Source organism: Actinomadura sp. WMMB 499, assembly GCF_008824145.1.
Taxonomy (GTDB): domain Bacteria; phylum Actinomycetota; class Actinomycetes; order Streptosporangiales; family Streptosporangiaceae; genus Spirillospora.
Window position 1 is genome coordinate 6137387 of record NZ_CP044407.1, and the last position, 15311, is coordinate 6152697.

Annotated in this window: 15 protein-coding genes; 11 read left to right on the forward strand and 4 right to left on the reverse strand. The window is 71.6% G+C overall.

What is annotated here, in order from left to right:
• Positions 1-40: 40 nt before the first annotated feature.
• The gene (locus F7P10_RS27755; RefSeq protein WP_151013642.1) at positions 41-688 is read right to left on the reverse strand and encodes a TetR/AcrR family transcriptional regulator; all 648 of its coding nucleotides are present in this window, start codon (positions 686-688) and stop codon (positions 41-43) included.
• Positions 689-849: 161 nt separating this feature from the next.
• Here F7P10_RS27755 and F7P10_RS27760 point away from each other — a divergent pair, with 161 nt between their 5' ends.
• Complete coding sequence (locus tag F7P10_RS27760) at positions 850-1665, forward strand: hypothetical protein (protein WP_254716056.1); 816 nt, start codon at positions 850-852, stop codon at positions 1663-1665.
• A gap of 250 nt (positions 1666-1915) precedes the next feature.
• Positions 1916-3022 (forward strand): hypothetical protein, encoded by a 1107-nt coding sequence (locus F7P10_RS43505; protein WP_218040158.1) that lies wholly within the window; start codon positions 1916-1918, stop codon positions 3020-3022.
• A 48-nt stretch (positions 3023-3070) separates the two neighbouring features.
• Here F7P10_RS43505 and F7P10_RS27770 read toward each other — a convergent pair whose 3' ends face one another.
• From F7P10_RS27770 to F7P10_RS27780, 3 genes are all read right to left on the reverse strand, one after another.
• The gene (locus tag F7P10_RS27770; RefSeq protein ID WP_151013645.1) at positions 3071-3724 is read right to left on the reverse strand and encodes a TetR/AcrR family transcriptional regulator; all 654 of its coding nucleotides are present in this window, start codon (positions 3722-3724) and stop codon (positions 3071-3073) included.
• A 75-nt stretch (positions 3725-3799) separates the two neighbouring features.
• The gene (locus F7P10_RS43510) at positions 3800-4444 is read right to left on the reverse strand and encodes a lytic transglycosylase domain-containing protein (RefSeq protein ID WP_218040732.1); all 645 of its coding nucleotides are present in this window, start codon (positions 4442-4444) and stop codon (positions 3800-3802) included.
• Positions 4445-4939: 495 nt separating this feature from the next.
• On the reverse strand, positions 4940-5473 hold the full coding sequence (locus F7P10_RS27780) for a MarR family winged helix-turn-helix transcriptional regulator (RefSeq protein WP_254716057.1): 534 nt from the start codon (positions 5471-5473) through the stop codon (positions 4940-4942).
• A 340-nt stretch (positions 5474-5813) separates the two neighbouring features.
• On the opposite strand from F7P10_RS27780, the gene F7P10_RS27785 reads away from it, so the two are divergent.
• Genes F7P10_RS27785 through F7P10_RS42735 form a run of 9 tightly spaced genes read left to right on the forward strand, consistent with a single transcriptional unit; the run spans position 5814 to position 15293 of the window.
• On the forward strand, positions 5814-6617 hold the full coding sequence (locus F7P10_RS27785) for an ABC transporter permease (RefSeq protein ID WP_151013647.1): 804 nt from the start codon (positions 5814-5816) through the stop codon (positions 6615-6617).
• A complete protein-coding gene (locus F7P10_RS27790; RefSeq protein WP_151013649.1) occupies positions 6618-7472 on the forward strand; it encodes an ABC transporter permease in 855 nt (284 codons plus the stop codon).
• A complete protein-coding gene (locus tag F7P10_RS27795; RefSeq protein WP_151013651.1) occupies positions 7469-8593 on the forward strand; it encodes an MlaD family protein in 1125 nt (374 codons plus the stop codon). The genes F7P10_RS27790 and F7P10_RS27795 overlap by 4 nt, the downstream gene beginning before the upstream one ends.
• Positions 8590-9669, forward strand: a complete 1080-nt coding sequence (locus F7P10_RS27800) for an MlaD family protein (protein WP_254716058.1) — start codon at positions 8590-8592, stop codon at positions 9667-9669. Before F7P10_RS27795 ends, F7P10_RS27800 begins: the two co-directional genes overlap by 4 nt.
• Positions 9669-10697 (forward strand): MlaD family protein, encoded by a 1029-nt coding sequence (locus tag F7P10_RS27805; RefSeq protein ID WP_151018330.1) that lies wholly within the window; start codon positions 9669-9671, stop codon positions 10695-10697. The genes F7P10_RS27800 and F7P10_RS27805 overlap by 1 nt, the downstream gene beginning before the upstream one ends.
• Positions 10697-11755, forward strand: coding sequence for an MCE family protein (locus F7P10_RS27810; RefSeq protein ID WP_254716059.1), 1059 nt, complete (start codon positions 10697-10699; stop codon positions 11753-11755). Before F7P10_RS27805 ends, F7P10_RS27810 begins: the two co-directional genes overlap by 1 nt.
• Positions 11755-12867, forward strand: coding sequence for an MlaD family protein (locus F7P10_RS27815; protein ID WP_151013653.1), 1113 nt, complete (start codon positions 11755-11757; stop codon positions 12865-12867). The genes F7P10_RS27810 and F7P10_RS27815 overlap by 1 nt, the downstream gene beginning before the upstream one ends.
• Positions 12864-14180, forward strand: a complete 1317-nt coding sequence (locus tag F7P10_RS27820; protein ID WP_151013655.1) for an MCE family protein — start codon at positions 12864-12866, stop codon at positions 14178-14180. Before F7P10_RS27815 ends, F7P10_RS27820 begins: the two co-directional genes overlap by 4 nt.
• Before the next feature lie 21 nt (positions 14181-14201).
• Positions 14202-15293 (forward strand): hypothetical protein, encoded by a 1092-nt coding sequence (locus F7P10_RS42735; RefSeq protein ID WP_176611680.1) that lies wholly within the window; start codon positions 14202-14204, stop codon positions 15291-15293.
• The last annotated feature ends 18 nt before the right edge of the window (positions 15294-15311 follow it).

A 15311-nucleotide genomic window follows, 5' to 3' on the forward strand; every position in this document is an offset into this window, starting at 1 on the left:
GCCGGGGCGGCGGGGGCCGCTCCGGCCCCCGCCGGCGCGGTCACTTCTCCGGCGCGAACATCGGCCGGTACCCGGCGATGAGCTGCCGGATCACCGGGCGCTGCTGGGCCGGGGTCCGGCCGCGCAGGCCGTGGATCGGGTCCAGGCCGTCGTAGTAGGGGGCCAGCGCGAGGAACGGCAGCAGTGCCAGGATCGTGGTGGCGAGGACCTCGAGGTCGGCGTCCGCGCGGATCTCCCCCCGCTCCAGCCAGAGCTCCAGCGTCGGGTGGATGACCTGCAGGTAGTGCTGGTTGGCGGTGTCGCGGACGACCGACCGGACGGCGTTGTCGAGCTCGAACATCGTGGCCGCGGTGACGCCGCGCTCCAGCGGGTGCGTCTCCATGTACTCCGACCAGTCGCACATGACGTCGAAGAGCCACTCGTCGAACTGCTGGTCGAAGTCGATGCGCGCCATCCGGCGCTCCATCTCCTCGCGGATGCGCCGGGACGCCTCGTCGCAGACGAACGCGAAGAACTCCAGCTTGTCGTTGAAGTACTGGAACAGCGAGCCCTTGGCGATGCCGGCCTCGCGTGCGATGGTGTTGAGGCTGCCGGTCGAGTACCCGTGCTCCCCGAACTCCTTCATCGCCACCTCGAGCACGCGCGCGCGCTTGGCGACGTTCAGGCGGAACCAGGTTGACGTCGGCATGGACCTCTTCGACTTTCCGTCAGGGAGCGGTAACCCGAAGGTCAGGATAACGGTCCCGCGCGTCCCATGTGACCCGAACGCCCCCTACATGCAGACGTTTCCGCCGGTCCGGCCCCCATGTCCGGGCGGTTCGACTAGGTTCGCCGGACATGTGCGTATCGATGGCGGAAGCCGAATTCTCCGGAACGACCCTCTACGCCGGTCGCCGCCGGCATCCGCGCCACGGCGCGATCGAGGTGCTCGGCTACGAGAACACCGCGCTGAACCTCGCGGACGGCCCGAACGCGATGCTCCTGCACCTGCCGGCCCGCGCGATGGCGCCCGAGCAGTTCGTCCCGGTGGGGCGGCGCGGCGGGCGCGTCCTCGCGGCGATGGTGGACGCGGTGCGCCCGCTGTCGCGGAGCGAGGGCGCCTTCACCATGGACTGGATGAGTGCCGAGCCCCAGTCCGTCCAGGTGTTCGAGCACGACGTCTACACCGTGCTGCTGGCCGCGGACCCGACGCTGATCCCGGCCGCGCTGGGCCGCGTCCCGCACCACCGGCGGCCCCGCCTCGACCCGGCCCTGATGGAGTTCTACGCCGACCACTACCCGCTCCACTCCATCGCGGTCTGCTGCTTCGACAACGCCGACGCGCGCCGCGCCAAGCCGCTGCTGGTCTGGTACGAGCCGCTCGACCCGGACGTCCTCGCCGCACCGGCGCTGGACGCCCACACCGGCGGCCCGCCCGACCCGGACGCGCCCGTCGGCACCGACCACTGGGTGATCTTCGGCTCCGACGAGGCCCCGGACGGCTGGGGCGCGCCGGTCCGCTACGGGCGCGGGCTGCGCGACAAGGTGCGTGCGTTCCTGCCGGAAACGGTCATGGGAGCCCATTTCACTTCCACGATGCCGAACGGCGATTTCGCGATCGCCCATGACGACCTCCTCGCGGGCCGGCTCGACCGCATCGAGCGGCTCCGCCCGTCCGTCCGGTGACCGGGACGCGGCCGGAAACCCCGGCGGGGTGGCCGGTTCCGGCGCGTCCGCCCCGCCGAACCGGACGGACCGGAAGGGGAATGACGAGCGCATTCATGCGCACATCCTGACAATGCGTCAGCGGAAATCACGCGCCGCAGCGAGTAATCGGCAGCCGGGCGTTCGCCGCTCTTGTCCGGTCCATTAACCCCGTGCTTGGATTCGAGTCGGACAATTGTACCGATCGTCACTAGGCGGGGGAGGCGGACAGGTGCGTTCACGTTCGACCGGTGGTGTGCTGCTCGCGGGGGTCGGCGCGGCGGCCGTCCTCTCGGTGTCGGGGGCGGCCCCGGCGATGGCCGAGACGACGCCCCCGCCCACCCCGACCGACACGACGACGCCGCCGGAGACGCCCGCCCCCACCCCGACACCGACTCCCACCCCCACTCCGACGCCGACGCCGACGCCCACTCCGACACCGACCCCGACGCCCACCCCGACCGACCCGCCGACCGGCACGCCGACCCCGACGCCGACGGACACGACGCCGCCGCCGACCGGAACCCCCACGCCCACGCCGACGCCCACGCCCACCGATCCGGGCGAGCCGAGCGGGCCGAAGCGGCTGGCCGTCGAACTCTCCGCGACCGGGACGACCGTGCGGCCGGGCGGTTCGATCAAGGTGACGGCGCACTACTGGTCGTTCGGCGCCATCGCGAAGGGCGCCGTGCTGCGGGTGTCCGCGCCCGGCGCGACCGTCCGCCCGGCGCAGCGCGCCATCGGGACGCTCGGCGCGGGCGGCGGCAACTCGACGGTGACGATCGGCGTCCCCGCCGGTTCCGACCCGCGCGCCGTCCGGGTGACCGCGACGGTCTCCGCGCCCGGCGCGAAGGCCGCGTCCCGGTCCTTCGTCCTCGTCGTCACCGAGCCGTCGGGCGCCGTGCCCGCCGACCTCGCCGACCTGACCTCGACGCTCGCCCCGATGTCGCCGCCCCCCGGCGTGCCGACGGGGCTGCCGTCCTCGGTGCCGGGCCTGCTCGGCGACATCCGGGCGCCGGAGGTCGCGCTGCCGCCGGTCAGTTCGCCGCGGGTCGCCCCGCTGTCGAACGCGGTCGTGCCGATGTCGAACCTGCGGGCGCTGACCGACGGGTCGTCCACCACCGAGACGCTCGGCGCGCTGCAGGCGGGCGTGCTCGCCGCGCTCGGCTCGGCGGTGACGCTGGCGCTGCTGCGGATCCGGCTGGCGCGCCGCGCGGGCCCGCCGCCGGGCCGCGTGTACGGCCGGACGTACGGACGCGTCGACGGCCGCGGCCGCCCGTCCAAGCACGGGGTGCGCGTCGCGCTGCTGCCCGCGGACCCGAACCGCCCGCGCCCCTGAGCGGCCCCCGCCGTGCCGGCCCGCGACCCCGCCCCGACGCCCCGGGTGTCAGCGCGCGAGCCGGATGAGGATCCGGCAGACCTCTTCGAGGATCTCGCCCGCCTCGGCCTCGCCCTCGGCCGTGGCGATCTCCCGCCCGGCCTCGCCGATCACCGTGGTGAGGACGAGCCCGAGCACCTCCCCGGCGCGGCCGGTCGCGGCGGCGTCCTCGCGCCCGCGCAGCAGCTTGGTGTTCCGCGCGACCCACCGCTGGGTGCGGCTGCGGCGCATCAGCGACGAGCCGGGCGGGCCCTCGCCGCCGAGGAACAGCCGGGCCGCCTCGCGGCGCTCCCAGCACACCTGCAGGTAGGCGCGGGCGCCGGCGATGAACTGCTCGATCGGGTCGCTCCGGCCCTCCTCGCGGGCGGCGGACACGGCCTGCGCCGCGCGCCGCTCCTGCTCCCCGGTGAGCTCCTCCCACAGCGCCACGTAGAGGCCGGCCTTGCCGCCGTAGTGGTGGTACAGGCTGCCGACGCTGATCCCGGACCGTTCGACGATCTCGGCGATGCCCGCGTCGCCGTACCCGCGGTCGGCGAAGACCTCCTGGGCGGCGATCAGCAGCGCCTGGCGGGTCGCGTCCGCGCGCGCCCACTGCCGGCCGGGGCCGCCGCCCGCGGCCTCGCCGTTCGCCTCACCGGGCTGCCGTGCCCTGCTCGTCCGCATGCCCCCATGGTGCCAGGCGGGCGCCCGTGCCGCGCCGCGGCACGGGCGCCCGCACCCGTCGTCCGCGCCGGCGGCTCAGTACCAGCCGACGCTCTGCGAGTGGCCCCACGCCTCGCACGGGGTGCCGTAGCGGGCGTCGATGTAGTTCAGGCCCCACGCGATCTGGGTGCGGGCGTTGGTCTGCCAGTCCGATCCGGCGCTGGCCATCTTGGTGCCGGGGAGCGACTGGGGGATGCCGTAGGCGCCGCTGGACGGGTTCTGGGCCCGCTCGTTCCAGCCGCTCTCCTTGGTCCAGAGGCTCTCCAGCGCGGACCAGCAGCCGCTCCAGCCCTTGACGGCGTTCATCTGCTTGCCGATGGCCTTGTTCTCCGAGACGGACGTGTTGCCGCCGCCTGCGGGCGCGTCCGGGAGAGGACCGCCGCCGCCACCGACCGCGGCCTCGGGCTCCGGCTTGTCGAAGCTGCTCTTGGCGGTCTCGTCGCTGTTCTTCTCCGCCTTCTCCTGCTTCGCCGCGGCCTGCTGCTTCTCGTAGGCGCGCTTCTTGGCGCTCGCGACCGCGTCCGCCGCGATCGGGTCCATCTCGGAGCCGCGCAGCATCTCCAGCATCTCGTTGGCGGACATCCCCTGGGCGTCGATCTTCGGCGGCTCGGCGTCGTCCTCGCCGCCGATGGGGACGAACACCAGGAACGCCGCGACGGCCGCCAGGCACACCGCGGTGATCGTGACGTTGCTGGTGAGCACGCGCACCACCGTCCCGCGGTCCGGCTTGAACCGCTCGGCGGCCTGCCGCGCCGCGTCCCCCCGTCCGGGCACGGGGCCGGAACCGGGACCGGGACCGGGCTCGTGCGGTGCGCCGGCGTCGTCGGCGGGACCGGGACCGGGGCCCGGTCCGTAGGGGGCGCCGTCACCCTCGACGAAGCCGGGGGCGGGGCCGGGGCCGTACGGGCTGTCGGCCCCGGACGGGATGCCGGCTTCGTACGGGGCGTCGGCGCCGTACGGGACGTTCGCGCCGTACGGGTCGCCGGTGCCGTTCGGGTCTCCGGGGGAGGCCGCGGGGGCCTGGGGGCCCTGCTCGGAGGCGTCCGGCTGTGCCTGCCCGTCTCGCTTCCCGCGGGCGAAACGGGGGGACTGCTTGGGGCGTCTGCGGGTGCCGTGACTCTGGGGCATAGGAGAAGACTGCCTTATCGGCGGGGAGTTGTGTCCGGTTCGCCGATTTTACGGGTGTGCGGCGCCGTGCGGATCACCGTCGTCGGCGGCGGCGAAGAACTCCCGGTCCCCGACCGCGATGCGGGCCGACTGGAGGGCCTCGAACAGCTGCTCGTGGCCGTCCCCGGCGAGGCCGGAGAGCGGGCCGTGGGCCCCCAGCGCGAGGTTGGCCTCGTTGGCGCGCTCCCGGCCCCGGGCGGTGATCCCGACCAGCGTGGCGCGCCGGTCGCGCGGATGCGGGGTCCGCTCGACCAGGCCGTCCGCCTCCAGCCCGTCGACGGTGAGCGTCACCGTCGTGGTGTGGACCATCAGCCAGCGGCCCAGCGTGCTCAGCCGGGCCTGCCCGGAGCTCATGAGGGCGAGGGTGGTGAGGACGGCGTAGCCGGTGCGGCCGAGATCGAGCCGGCCGAGCTCGTCGTCCAGCGCCTTGCGCAGGAGCTGGTTGAGCCGGGCCACCGAGCAGATCGCCATGAAGGGGCCCGGATCACCGTGGAGGCCTTGCCCGTCCCAGTGCTCTCGGATGCCGGTGACCAGCGGGTCCACGCCGTCACTCCCGTTCAGGTCCGTGGTTCGTTGTGGCGGGTTTCGCACCCCGAGATCGTATCTTCGGACAAAGGTGCATGTAAGTACTCGATTCTTAGACCTTCTTCTAATAGAGTGCTCCAGATCACAGGTGGTGCCTGCGTGCTCTGAGGAGTGCGGGGTCCCCCTGTGGTACCGGATCTCGGCCGAGACCGGAAGGCGCGCGAGGAAAGAAGCAGGACGTCGCGCGCCCTTTTCCGGGTCGGCGGAGAGCCGGCGTATCGGATGAGCGCCGACGTCCGAGAACGAAGGAGGCTGGCATGACCCTTCGCCCCGTCCCCCAGGGGGAGGTCACCGGCTGATGGCCCTGAGTCTGACCCGGGCTCCGGATCTGGCGCGCAGGCGCGTCGAACGCACCCTCGACGAGACCGGGCTGCTGTGCGTCACCCTCCTGGAGGGGCTGCGCCGCACCTGGGACCTGCGCCAGTGGTGGGGCGAGTTCATCGAGCAGTGCTGGTTCCTCGCGCGGGTCACCGCCGTCCCGGTCATGCTGATCGCGGTGCCGCTCGGCGCGACGATCTCGCTGCAGGTCGGCGACATCGCGCGCCAGCTCGGCGCCGCGTCCGGCACCGGCGCGCTGCTCGTCGCCGCGATGATCCAGCAGGTCGCGCCGCTGGCGGCGGCGCTGCTGGTCTCCGGCGTGGGCGGCTCGGCGATGACCTCCGACATGGGGGCGCGCAACATCCGCGACGAGCTGGCCGCGATGGAGGTCATGGGGATCAACCCCATCCACCGCCTGGTCACCCCGCGGCTCTGGGCGGCGAGCACCGTCTCGGCGCTGCTGTGCTCGGTGGTGATCCTGGCCGGCGTCCTCGGCGGCTTCTACTTCAACGTCATCCAGCAGGGCGTCAGCCCCGGCGCCTTCTTCGACGGCGCCACGACCCTCCTGCAGTTCTCGGACCTGGTCGTGACCCTGTTCAAGGCGTGGGTGTTCGGCTTCGTGGCCGCCGCCGTCGCCTGCTACATGGGCATGAACTGCGACTACGGCCCGGTCGGCGTCGGCCGGGCGGTCAACCGCGCGGTGGTGGTCACCTCGATCGTGGTGTTCGCCATCAACTACGTGGTCGAGATGGTCTACCAGGTCCTCGTCCCCCGGAAGTTCTAGATGGTCGCCATTTCCCCCGTACGCAAGCTGGGCCGGGCCGTGCAGACGCGGACGGCGGGCCTCGCGGCCTCCGCCAACCTGCCGGTGTTCCTCGGCCGGGTCCTCTACCACCTGTTCTTCGACATCATCCTGAAGCGCAAGTACGGCAAGACGCTCGCCAAGCACGTCAGCGACATCACCGTCGGCGTCGGCGCGCTCGTCATCGGCGGCGGCATGATCTTCGTGATCGCCACGATGTCGCTGGCGACCGGCGCGATGGTCGGCCTGCAGGGCTACCCGGGGCTGGAGCGCATCGGCGCCGAGGCGTTCACCGGGCTGATCTCCAGCTACTCCAACGTCCGCGAGGTCACCCCGATCATCGCGGGGGTCGCGCTGGTCGCGCAGGTCGGCACCGGCTTCACCGCCGAGATCGGCGCGATGCGGATCTCCGAGGAGATCGACGCGCTGGAGGTCATGGGGATCAACTCCCTGGCCTACCTCGTCTGCACCCGCGTCGCGGCGGGCGTCATCGCGCTCGTGCCGCTCTACCTGGTGTCACTGTTCATGGCGTTCTTCGCCACGCGGTTCATCACGATCCAGTACTTCGGGCTGTCGCCCGGCATCTACGACTACTACTTCCACCTCTACCTGCCGCCGATCGACGTGTTCTACAGCGTGATCAAGGTGGCGATCTTCGCCTTCATCATCATGTTCGTCCATTGCTACCGCGGCTACTACGCCGCCGGCGGCCCGGTGGGGGTCGGTGTCGCCGCGGGCCGCGCGATCCGGGAGTCCACGATCCTGATGATCCTCATGAACCTGGTCCTGTCGTACATCTTCTGGGGCCACGGGAGCACAGTGGAGCTGACCGGATGAGCGACGAGACACTCTCCGCGCGCTCCCGGACGGTCTTCGGGCTCGTCGGCGCGGGCGTCCTGGCGGCGTCCGCGGCGCTGATCGCGGTCGGCGCGACGCAGTCCCACGCGGGGTCGACCTACTACACGGCGGCGTTCGGGACGGCCGGGCAGGGCCTGGACCCCGAGAAGTCCGAGGTGAAGATCCGCGGCATCGAGGTCGGCGCGGTCGCCTCGGCCGAACTGCGCGACGACGGGCGCGTGAGCGTCCGGCTCCGGCTGGACGAGGGCGTCCGGATCCCGGACACGACCGTGGCGGCCATCGAGCCGGTGTCGGTGTTCGGGCCCAAGGACCTCACGCTGGACCTCGGCGCGCACGAGCTGACCGGCCCCTACCTCGAGGACGGCGGGAGCATCGCGAAGACGCGGGACCCGCAGGAGCTCGCGGACACCGCGTGGCCGACCTACGAGCTGACGCAGGCGATCAACCCGGACGACGTCGCGACGCTGCTGCACACGTTCGGGGCCGGGCTGTCGGGGCAGGGCCCCGCGCTGCGTCGGACGATCGACAACGGCGCGAAGGTGATCGACGCGACCCACCGGAACCGGGAGGTGATCCGGTCGCTGCTGAACGACATCACCGGCGTCTCGCAGACGCTCGGCACGCGCGGGAACACCGTGGGCCGGCTCGCCGGTGACTTCAACGAGCTGTCCGGGGTGATCAACGAGAAGCCCGACAAGGTGGGACAGCTGCTGGACGAGGCGAGCGAGCTGGGCGACCGGGTCGGTGGCACGCTGCAACGGCAGGGCGGCAACCTCGGCGACATCGTCGACGGGGCCGCCGACGTCGCCACCGTGACGAACGGGCAGCTGCGCAACATCCCGGTCATGATCGACAGCCTGAACGGGTTCTTCCGGCTGCTCGCGCAGATCATCCGCATCCCGGGACCCGAGGGCACGATGGTCGCGCAGGCGTCCAACCGGCTGCCGCTCGACATCTGCGCGATCATCCGGGACCTGTGCCCGACGACGTCGTTCGAGACGTCCTTCGGCAACGGCGCGTCCGCGAACGGCACGGGCGGGAACGGGACGCGCTCCAACGGAACACAGGGATCGCAGGGAACGCAAGGGAGGCGGCCGTGAGCGGGCTGCTGCGCGGCAAGACCGCGCGCGGACCGGACTACCGGACGCTGCTGAAGTTCGTCGTGTTCGTCGCCGTGACGGGCGTGCTGACGTTCTTCATCGGCCAGCAGATCCTCGGCACCTCCTTCGCCGACCGGTACCGGCTGACCGCGACGTTCGACGACGTCACCGGGCTGGTGGAGGGCGACCAGGTCAAGGTCGCCGGCACCCCGGTCGGCCGGGTCGAGGGCATCGACCTCGTGCGCGGCAAGGCCGTCGTGGACATGACCGTCGACACCGAGCTGAAGATCCCGCAGGACTCCAGCGCCGCGATCCGCTGGCGCAACGTGATGGGCCAGCGCGTCGTCTACCTGGAGCCGGGGACGAGCAAGGAGATGCTGGACGACGGCGACCGGGTGCCGCACACGCAGTCGGTGGTGGACCTCGGGGCGATCGTCAACAGCCTCGGGCCGCTGACCCGCAACCTGGACCCGAACCAGCTCAACAAGATCCTCTTCTCGTTCTCGCAGGCCCTCGAGGGCAACGAGCAGAACATCTCGGTGCTGACGGACAACCTGGACGTGCTCCTGCAGACGTTCGCGTCCCGCAAGGACACCATCCGGAAGATGATCGACGACTACGAGACGGTCAGCGGCGCGGTCGCGACGCGCGACAAGCAGATCGCGGCGAGCATCGACAACCTCGAGTCGCTGGTGACGGTGTTCGCCGACAACCGGACGCTGCTGGAGAACGCGACCGTGCAGATCTCGGGCGTCACCACGAACCTGAACCGGGTGCTCGGCGGCAACGACGCCCAGCTCGCCCGGATCATCCGGAACCTGGGCGAGCTGAGCGAGACGTTCCGGCTGAACGTCGACCAGCTGGAGCAGATGGTGCAGAAGCTCCCGCTCACGCTGCGGCAGCTGTTCTCGGCCGCGAACGGCGGGCACTTCCTGCGCACCAACGCGCTGTGCCTGAACATCCAGATGGGTCCGTGCCCGTTCGAGATGGAGCTGCCGAAGGCCCCCGGAACGGACGAGCCCACGCAGCAGGAGCTCGACCAGCTGCGGACGATGCTGTCGAAGGGGGGCGAGTGATGGCGCTGAAGTCGCTGCGCGACGTCGACCAGAAGCTCGTCGCGATCGTCACCCTCGCGGTGCTCGGCGCGTCCGTGACGTTCGCGTTCGCCGTCGGGCAGCTGCACCTGTTCGACCGCGGCTACACGATGAGCGGCGAGTTCACCGACGTGTCCGGCGTCAAGCCGGGCGACGACGTGCGGGTCGCCGGGGTGAAGGCGGGCCGGGTCACCGGCGTCGAACCGGACTTCGACACCGGCAAGGTCATCATCACCTGGCACGTGAACGCCGGGGTCGACCTCGGGAAGCAGACCCGCGCGGAGGTCACCACGACGACGCTGCTCGGCGGCCGCTACCTGAAGCTGTCGGGCCCGGTCGCCGAGCCGTACGTGGAGACGCTGCCGGAGTCGCAGCGGCGGATCCCGCTGGCGCGCACGAGCGTCCCGTTCACGGTCCCGGACGCGCTGGAGGGCGCGCACGACATCGTCGGGAGCCTCGACCCGGAGAACATCGACCGGCTGCTCACCCAGGTCAACAAGATCGAGTCGCCGGGCGCGAAGAAGCTGAACCGCGTCCTGGTCAACCTCCAGGACGTGTCGCGGATGCTCAACGACCAGGCGCCGCAGATCGAGAAGCTGATCGACGACAGCAAGACGATCACGGGGACGCTGGCGAGCAAGGACCGGCAGCTCCGCGAGATCATCGACTCGAGCCAGGTGCTGCTGCAGACGCTGGTGCGGCGGCGCGACGAGCTGGCCGCCACGATCGGGCAGGGCAGCCGGACCGTGCGGACGCTGTCGAACGTCATCGACAGCAACCAGAAGGAGCTGGACAAGCTCCTCACCGACCTGCACCTGCTGACGACCCGGCTCGCGCCGAACATGGACGCCCTCAACACCGACTTCTCGCTGCTCGGGCCGACGTTCCAGCAGGTCGCGAACCTCAAGGGCCCCGGGCGGTGGATCGAGGGACTGCTCACCGGCCTGGGACCGATCCAGCCGCCCGGACCGATCTCCACCCGGCGTCCCGCGGACCAGGGAGGCAACTGATGACCCGCCGCTTCCCCCGCGCCATGGCGGGCAGGGCCAAGACGATGGCCGCGATGCTCGGTCTGACGCTCGCCGCGTCCGCCGGCGGCTGCTCGATCGTCCCGGCGGCCGACCAGGGCCGCACGATGACCGTCTACTTCCCGAAGGCCCGATCCTTCTACCCCGAGTCGAAGGTCAAGGTCATGGGCGCCGACGTCGGGCGCGTCGAGAGCGTGCAGAACGTCGGCGACAAGATCCGCGTGAGGTTCACGATCCGCGACGACGTGCCGCTCCCCAAGGGTGTGCAGGCGTCGATCGTCCCGCTGAACCTGATCGGCGAGCGGAACCTCCTCCTGCACCCGGCGTGGCGGCCGGGGCAGCCGAAGGAGACCGCCGACGAGATCCCGGTCGAGCGCACCCACGTGCCGGTGGAGGTGGACGACGCCCTCAGCGCGTTCACGAACCTGGCGGACGCGCTCGACCCGACGAAGATGCAGTCCGCGCTCGGCACCGCGGCGCAGACCGTCCAGGGCAACGGCCGCCAGTTCAACGCCACCCTGGAGCAGAGCTCCCGCCTCGTGGAGAACGTCGCCGGGCAGGACCAGGAGCTGATCGAGGTCGCCGAGAACCTGGACCGGCTCGCCGGCGTCGTGCGCGGGCGCGAGGAGGTGCTCGGCACCCTGATCCGCAACTTCGGCGAGGCGACCCGGGTGCTCAGCAGCGAGCGCGGCGAGCTGCAGGAACTCATCAAGGGGATGCTGGTGCTCGCCGAGAACGGCCAGGAACTCCTCGACAAGTACGAGGGGCAGCTCCCGTACGACCTGGCGGTGCTGACCCGCACCGCGCTCGTCCTCAAGGGCAACTCCAAGGAGATCGCCCAGCTCGTGGACGTCCTGCCGGGTATCAGCGACGCGCTCGTCGGCGGCTACGACCCGAAGACCAAGTCGCTCTACATCCGGTTCGCCACGGACGCCTTCGTGCGGACCTGGCTCAGGGGGCTCATGGACACCGACGAGGTCGGCTGCCCCCTGCCCCCGCCCAACTCGAACTGTCCCTGGGAGAACGGGGGAGGCAACTGATGCGCCGGTTCATCCTCGTTCTCGTGGCCGTCGCGGCGCTCGCGGTGTCCGGGTGCTCGTACCGGACGGCGGGCGCCCCGCAGGGCGACCTGACCCTGACGGCGAAGTTCGACGACGTGCAGGGCCTGGTCGCCGGGCACAGCGTGCAGATGTCCGACATCAAGGTCGGCAGCGTCATGAAGGTGGAGCTGGTCGAGGGGTACCGGGCGGAGGTGACGCTGTCGATCAAGGACGGCTACCGGGTGCCGCGCGGCACCCGCGCCGAGATCAAGGTGACGTCGCTGCTCGGTGAGAACTTCGTCGACCTGCAGATGCCGCCCGGCGCGAGTATGGACGCCGGGCCGTTCGTCGGGGACGGCGGGGAGATCTCCGACACCCGCGTGCAGCCGGCCTTCGAGGACGTCGTCGGGCGGGCCGGCCCGCTGATCCAGTCGCTCGCGGGCGACGACCTCGCGAAGGTCGTCAACGCGGGCGCGACCGCCCTCGACGGCAACGGCACGAAACTGAACGCGACCATCGCCAAGGCGTCGGACCTGGTGCAGGTGTTCGCCGACCAGCGGCGGGCGCTCGCGGTGTCGGTGGACCAGTTCGCCAAGCTGGGCCGTGACCTCGCCGCGAACGAGGACGCCCTGGCCGGGGCCCCGGAGCAGATCGAGCGGACGACGCGGCTGCTGGACGAGAACAAAGAGAAGATCATCCGTGCGGTGGACGAGCTGACGCGCGCCGCCCGCGAGCTCAACAACAAGGTGCTCGCGGGACGCATCGAACGGTTCCGCGGGCTGCTGCGGGACATCGACCCGGTGCTGGCGCAGCTCGGCGCCAGCCGCGAGCGGCTCACCGACCTGGTGGACGGCATGGTCGAGTTCGAGACGAAGATCCCGCTGGCGACCTACGACGGCCAGCTGCTGCTCTACCCGCTGCTGGACATCGTCTGGCCGGACGGGACCCCGGTGATCCCGGGCGCCGGCGGCGCCGGGGGCGGCGGAGGCGGGGGCGGCGGCGGTGGTTCCGCCGGTGGCGGGGGCGGCGGCAACTCCGGGTCCCCGCAGCTGCCCGAGGGGCTGGAAGGTGTACTGCCGGACCTCAAGAAGCTCCTGGAGCAGCGCCGATGAAGAGCCGCTTCGCGTTCAACCGCGTCACGATCAACCTGCTGGTGTTCGCGCTCCTCGCCGTCGTGATGGTGGTGTGGGCGTTCGGCAACGTCGTGAAGTTCGACTTCATCGAGCGCCCGTACCACATCTCCGTGGAGTTCGAGTCCTCGCCGGGACTGCAGCCGGGCTTCGAGGTCGACTACCTCGGCGTCCGCATCGGCAAGATCGACTCCGTGGAGCTGGTGCAGGACCGGGTCGTCGTCAAGCTCGACATCGAGCGCGGCGTCGACGTCCCCGAGGGCGTCACGGCCGCGGCGGCCCGCAAGTCGGCGGTCGGCGAGCCGGTCGTCGAGCTGACGCCCGGCCCGAAGTCGGCCGGCGCGGCGCCGCTGGAGTCCGGCGCCGTCATCCCGGTGTCGCAGACCTCGGTGCCGCCCAAGTACAGCGACCTGTTCGCGTCGGTGCTCGACACGCTCAAGGCCGTCGACCCGCAGGACGCCAAGGTCCTCACGCAGGAGCTCGCCGCGGGATGGCAGGGCCGGGAGACCTCGCTGCGGCAGATCGTCAACGGCTCCGACCAGCTCACCGCCACGTTCGCGCAGAACACCGAGCTGCTGGACGGGCTCACCAAGGACCTCGGCCGCATCACCCACGTGCTCAACCAGAACCGGGGGAGCCTCGGGGCGGGGGTCGACGACCTGGCGGCGCTGACGGCGGCGCTCGGGCAGGTGAAGGGGGAGATCGGCGAGCTGCGCGACCGCGGCCCGGTCCTCCTCGACACCGTCAACTCGCTGCTGGAGAAGACCGGTCCCGACTTCGAGTGCACGATGCAGTCGCTCGGCGACTGGGGCCTGAAGCGGCACAACCCCGAGATCCTGGCGGACCTGAACGACACGCTCGCGAAGGCCCCGCAGCTCGGCGTCGTCCTGGACAACATCATCGGCGGGCCCGAGGGCTCGCCCGTCCTGAACGTCGTGTTCATGCTCACGCTGCACGAGACGGCGGCGCTGGAGTACAAGTACCCGCTGCCGCAGCCGGCCGTGAACGAGGTCCCGACCTGCCCGGGCGGCCGGATGCCCGCGGACGCCGAGCAGGCGCCCTACAAGGCCAAGGACCCGGGTGAGACGATCCCGACGCACGATCCGTCGATCGGCCGGGAGGAGGAACTGCGGGCGCAGCAGGCCGCCGCGCAGGAGGATGCCGGGGGCGGTCCGCCGCCGTGGCTGATGTACGCGCCGCCGGTGATCGCGCTGATGGTGCTGATCAGGGTCATGGCGGGCTCGGTGCCCGTGGTGTCCCGGCTGTCCCGGCTGCGCCGCCGGGACGAGGACTGAGAGCCTAAGGAGTTGCCCCATATGTCGAGCAGGGACGTCGACGAGGTCGGCACGGACGAGGCCGCGGAGGCCGCCGAGGGCGCGAAGGCCGCCGAGGGCGCGAAGGCCGCCGAGGGCGCGGAGGCCGCCGAGGGCGCGAAGCCGGACCGTCCGGCCAAGCGCAAGCGGCGGGTGCGGGTCATCGAGGTCATCGACGACGAGGACCTCGACGAGGTGCTCGAGGCGCTCGACGCCGAGGACGCGGAGACCGGCGAGGAGGAGGCCGACGAGGCCCCCGCCGCGCCGAAGCCGAAGCCCAAGGCGTCCGCGACGTCCGCGCCGAAGAAGCCGAAGCCGCGTCCCGCCCGCCTCGAACCCCCGGCGGACGAGGACGACGAGGACGGCGAGGACGGTGAGGCGGCCGAGGACGGCGAGCCGGTAAAGGCGCGCGCGAAGCCGAGCCTCCGCAAGCCGGCCGACCCCGCGGCCGACCCCGCGTCCACGGCCGAGCCGACGTACCTCGGCATGAACCGGACGGCGCTGATCGCGGTCGTCGTCCTGGTGGCCCTGCTCGCGAGCCTGGCCATCTGGCAGTGGCGCAGCGCGAGCGGCGCGAACTCCGCGGCGGACGATCGCGCGGCCGTCGAGGAGGTCGCGTCCGCCTACGGCGACGTGGCGCTGAACTACAACGCGACCAACTACCAGGCGCAGATGGACAAGGCGCAGCAGCTCATGGGCGGCGACCTGCTGGAGAGCTTCAAGCAGAGCACGCTCCCCAACCTCGGCAACACCTTCAAGGAGAACCCGAAGCTGGCGCTGACGTCCAAGACGAACCAGGCGTTCGTCGGCAGCGTGAACGGCAAGTTCGCGACGGCGGTCGTGATGGTCGACATCGACGTCACGACGGCCGAGGGCACGACGCAGGCGCCCGGCACGCTGCTGCGGCTGTCCCTCGGCAAGATCGACGGCGAGTGGAAGGTCACCAAGCAGTACGCCTCGGGGACCGACGACTCGAACGCCGGTCAACTCCCCACGGGCACCCCCACCGGCGGCACGGGCGGCGGCACGGGCGGCGGGTCCGGCGGCGGGTCGGAGGCGCCGTCGCCCGGGACGAGCGAGACCCCCGGCAACTGAGGCGTCCGGTCGCGATCG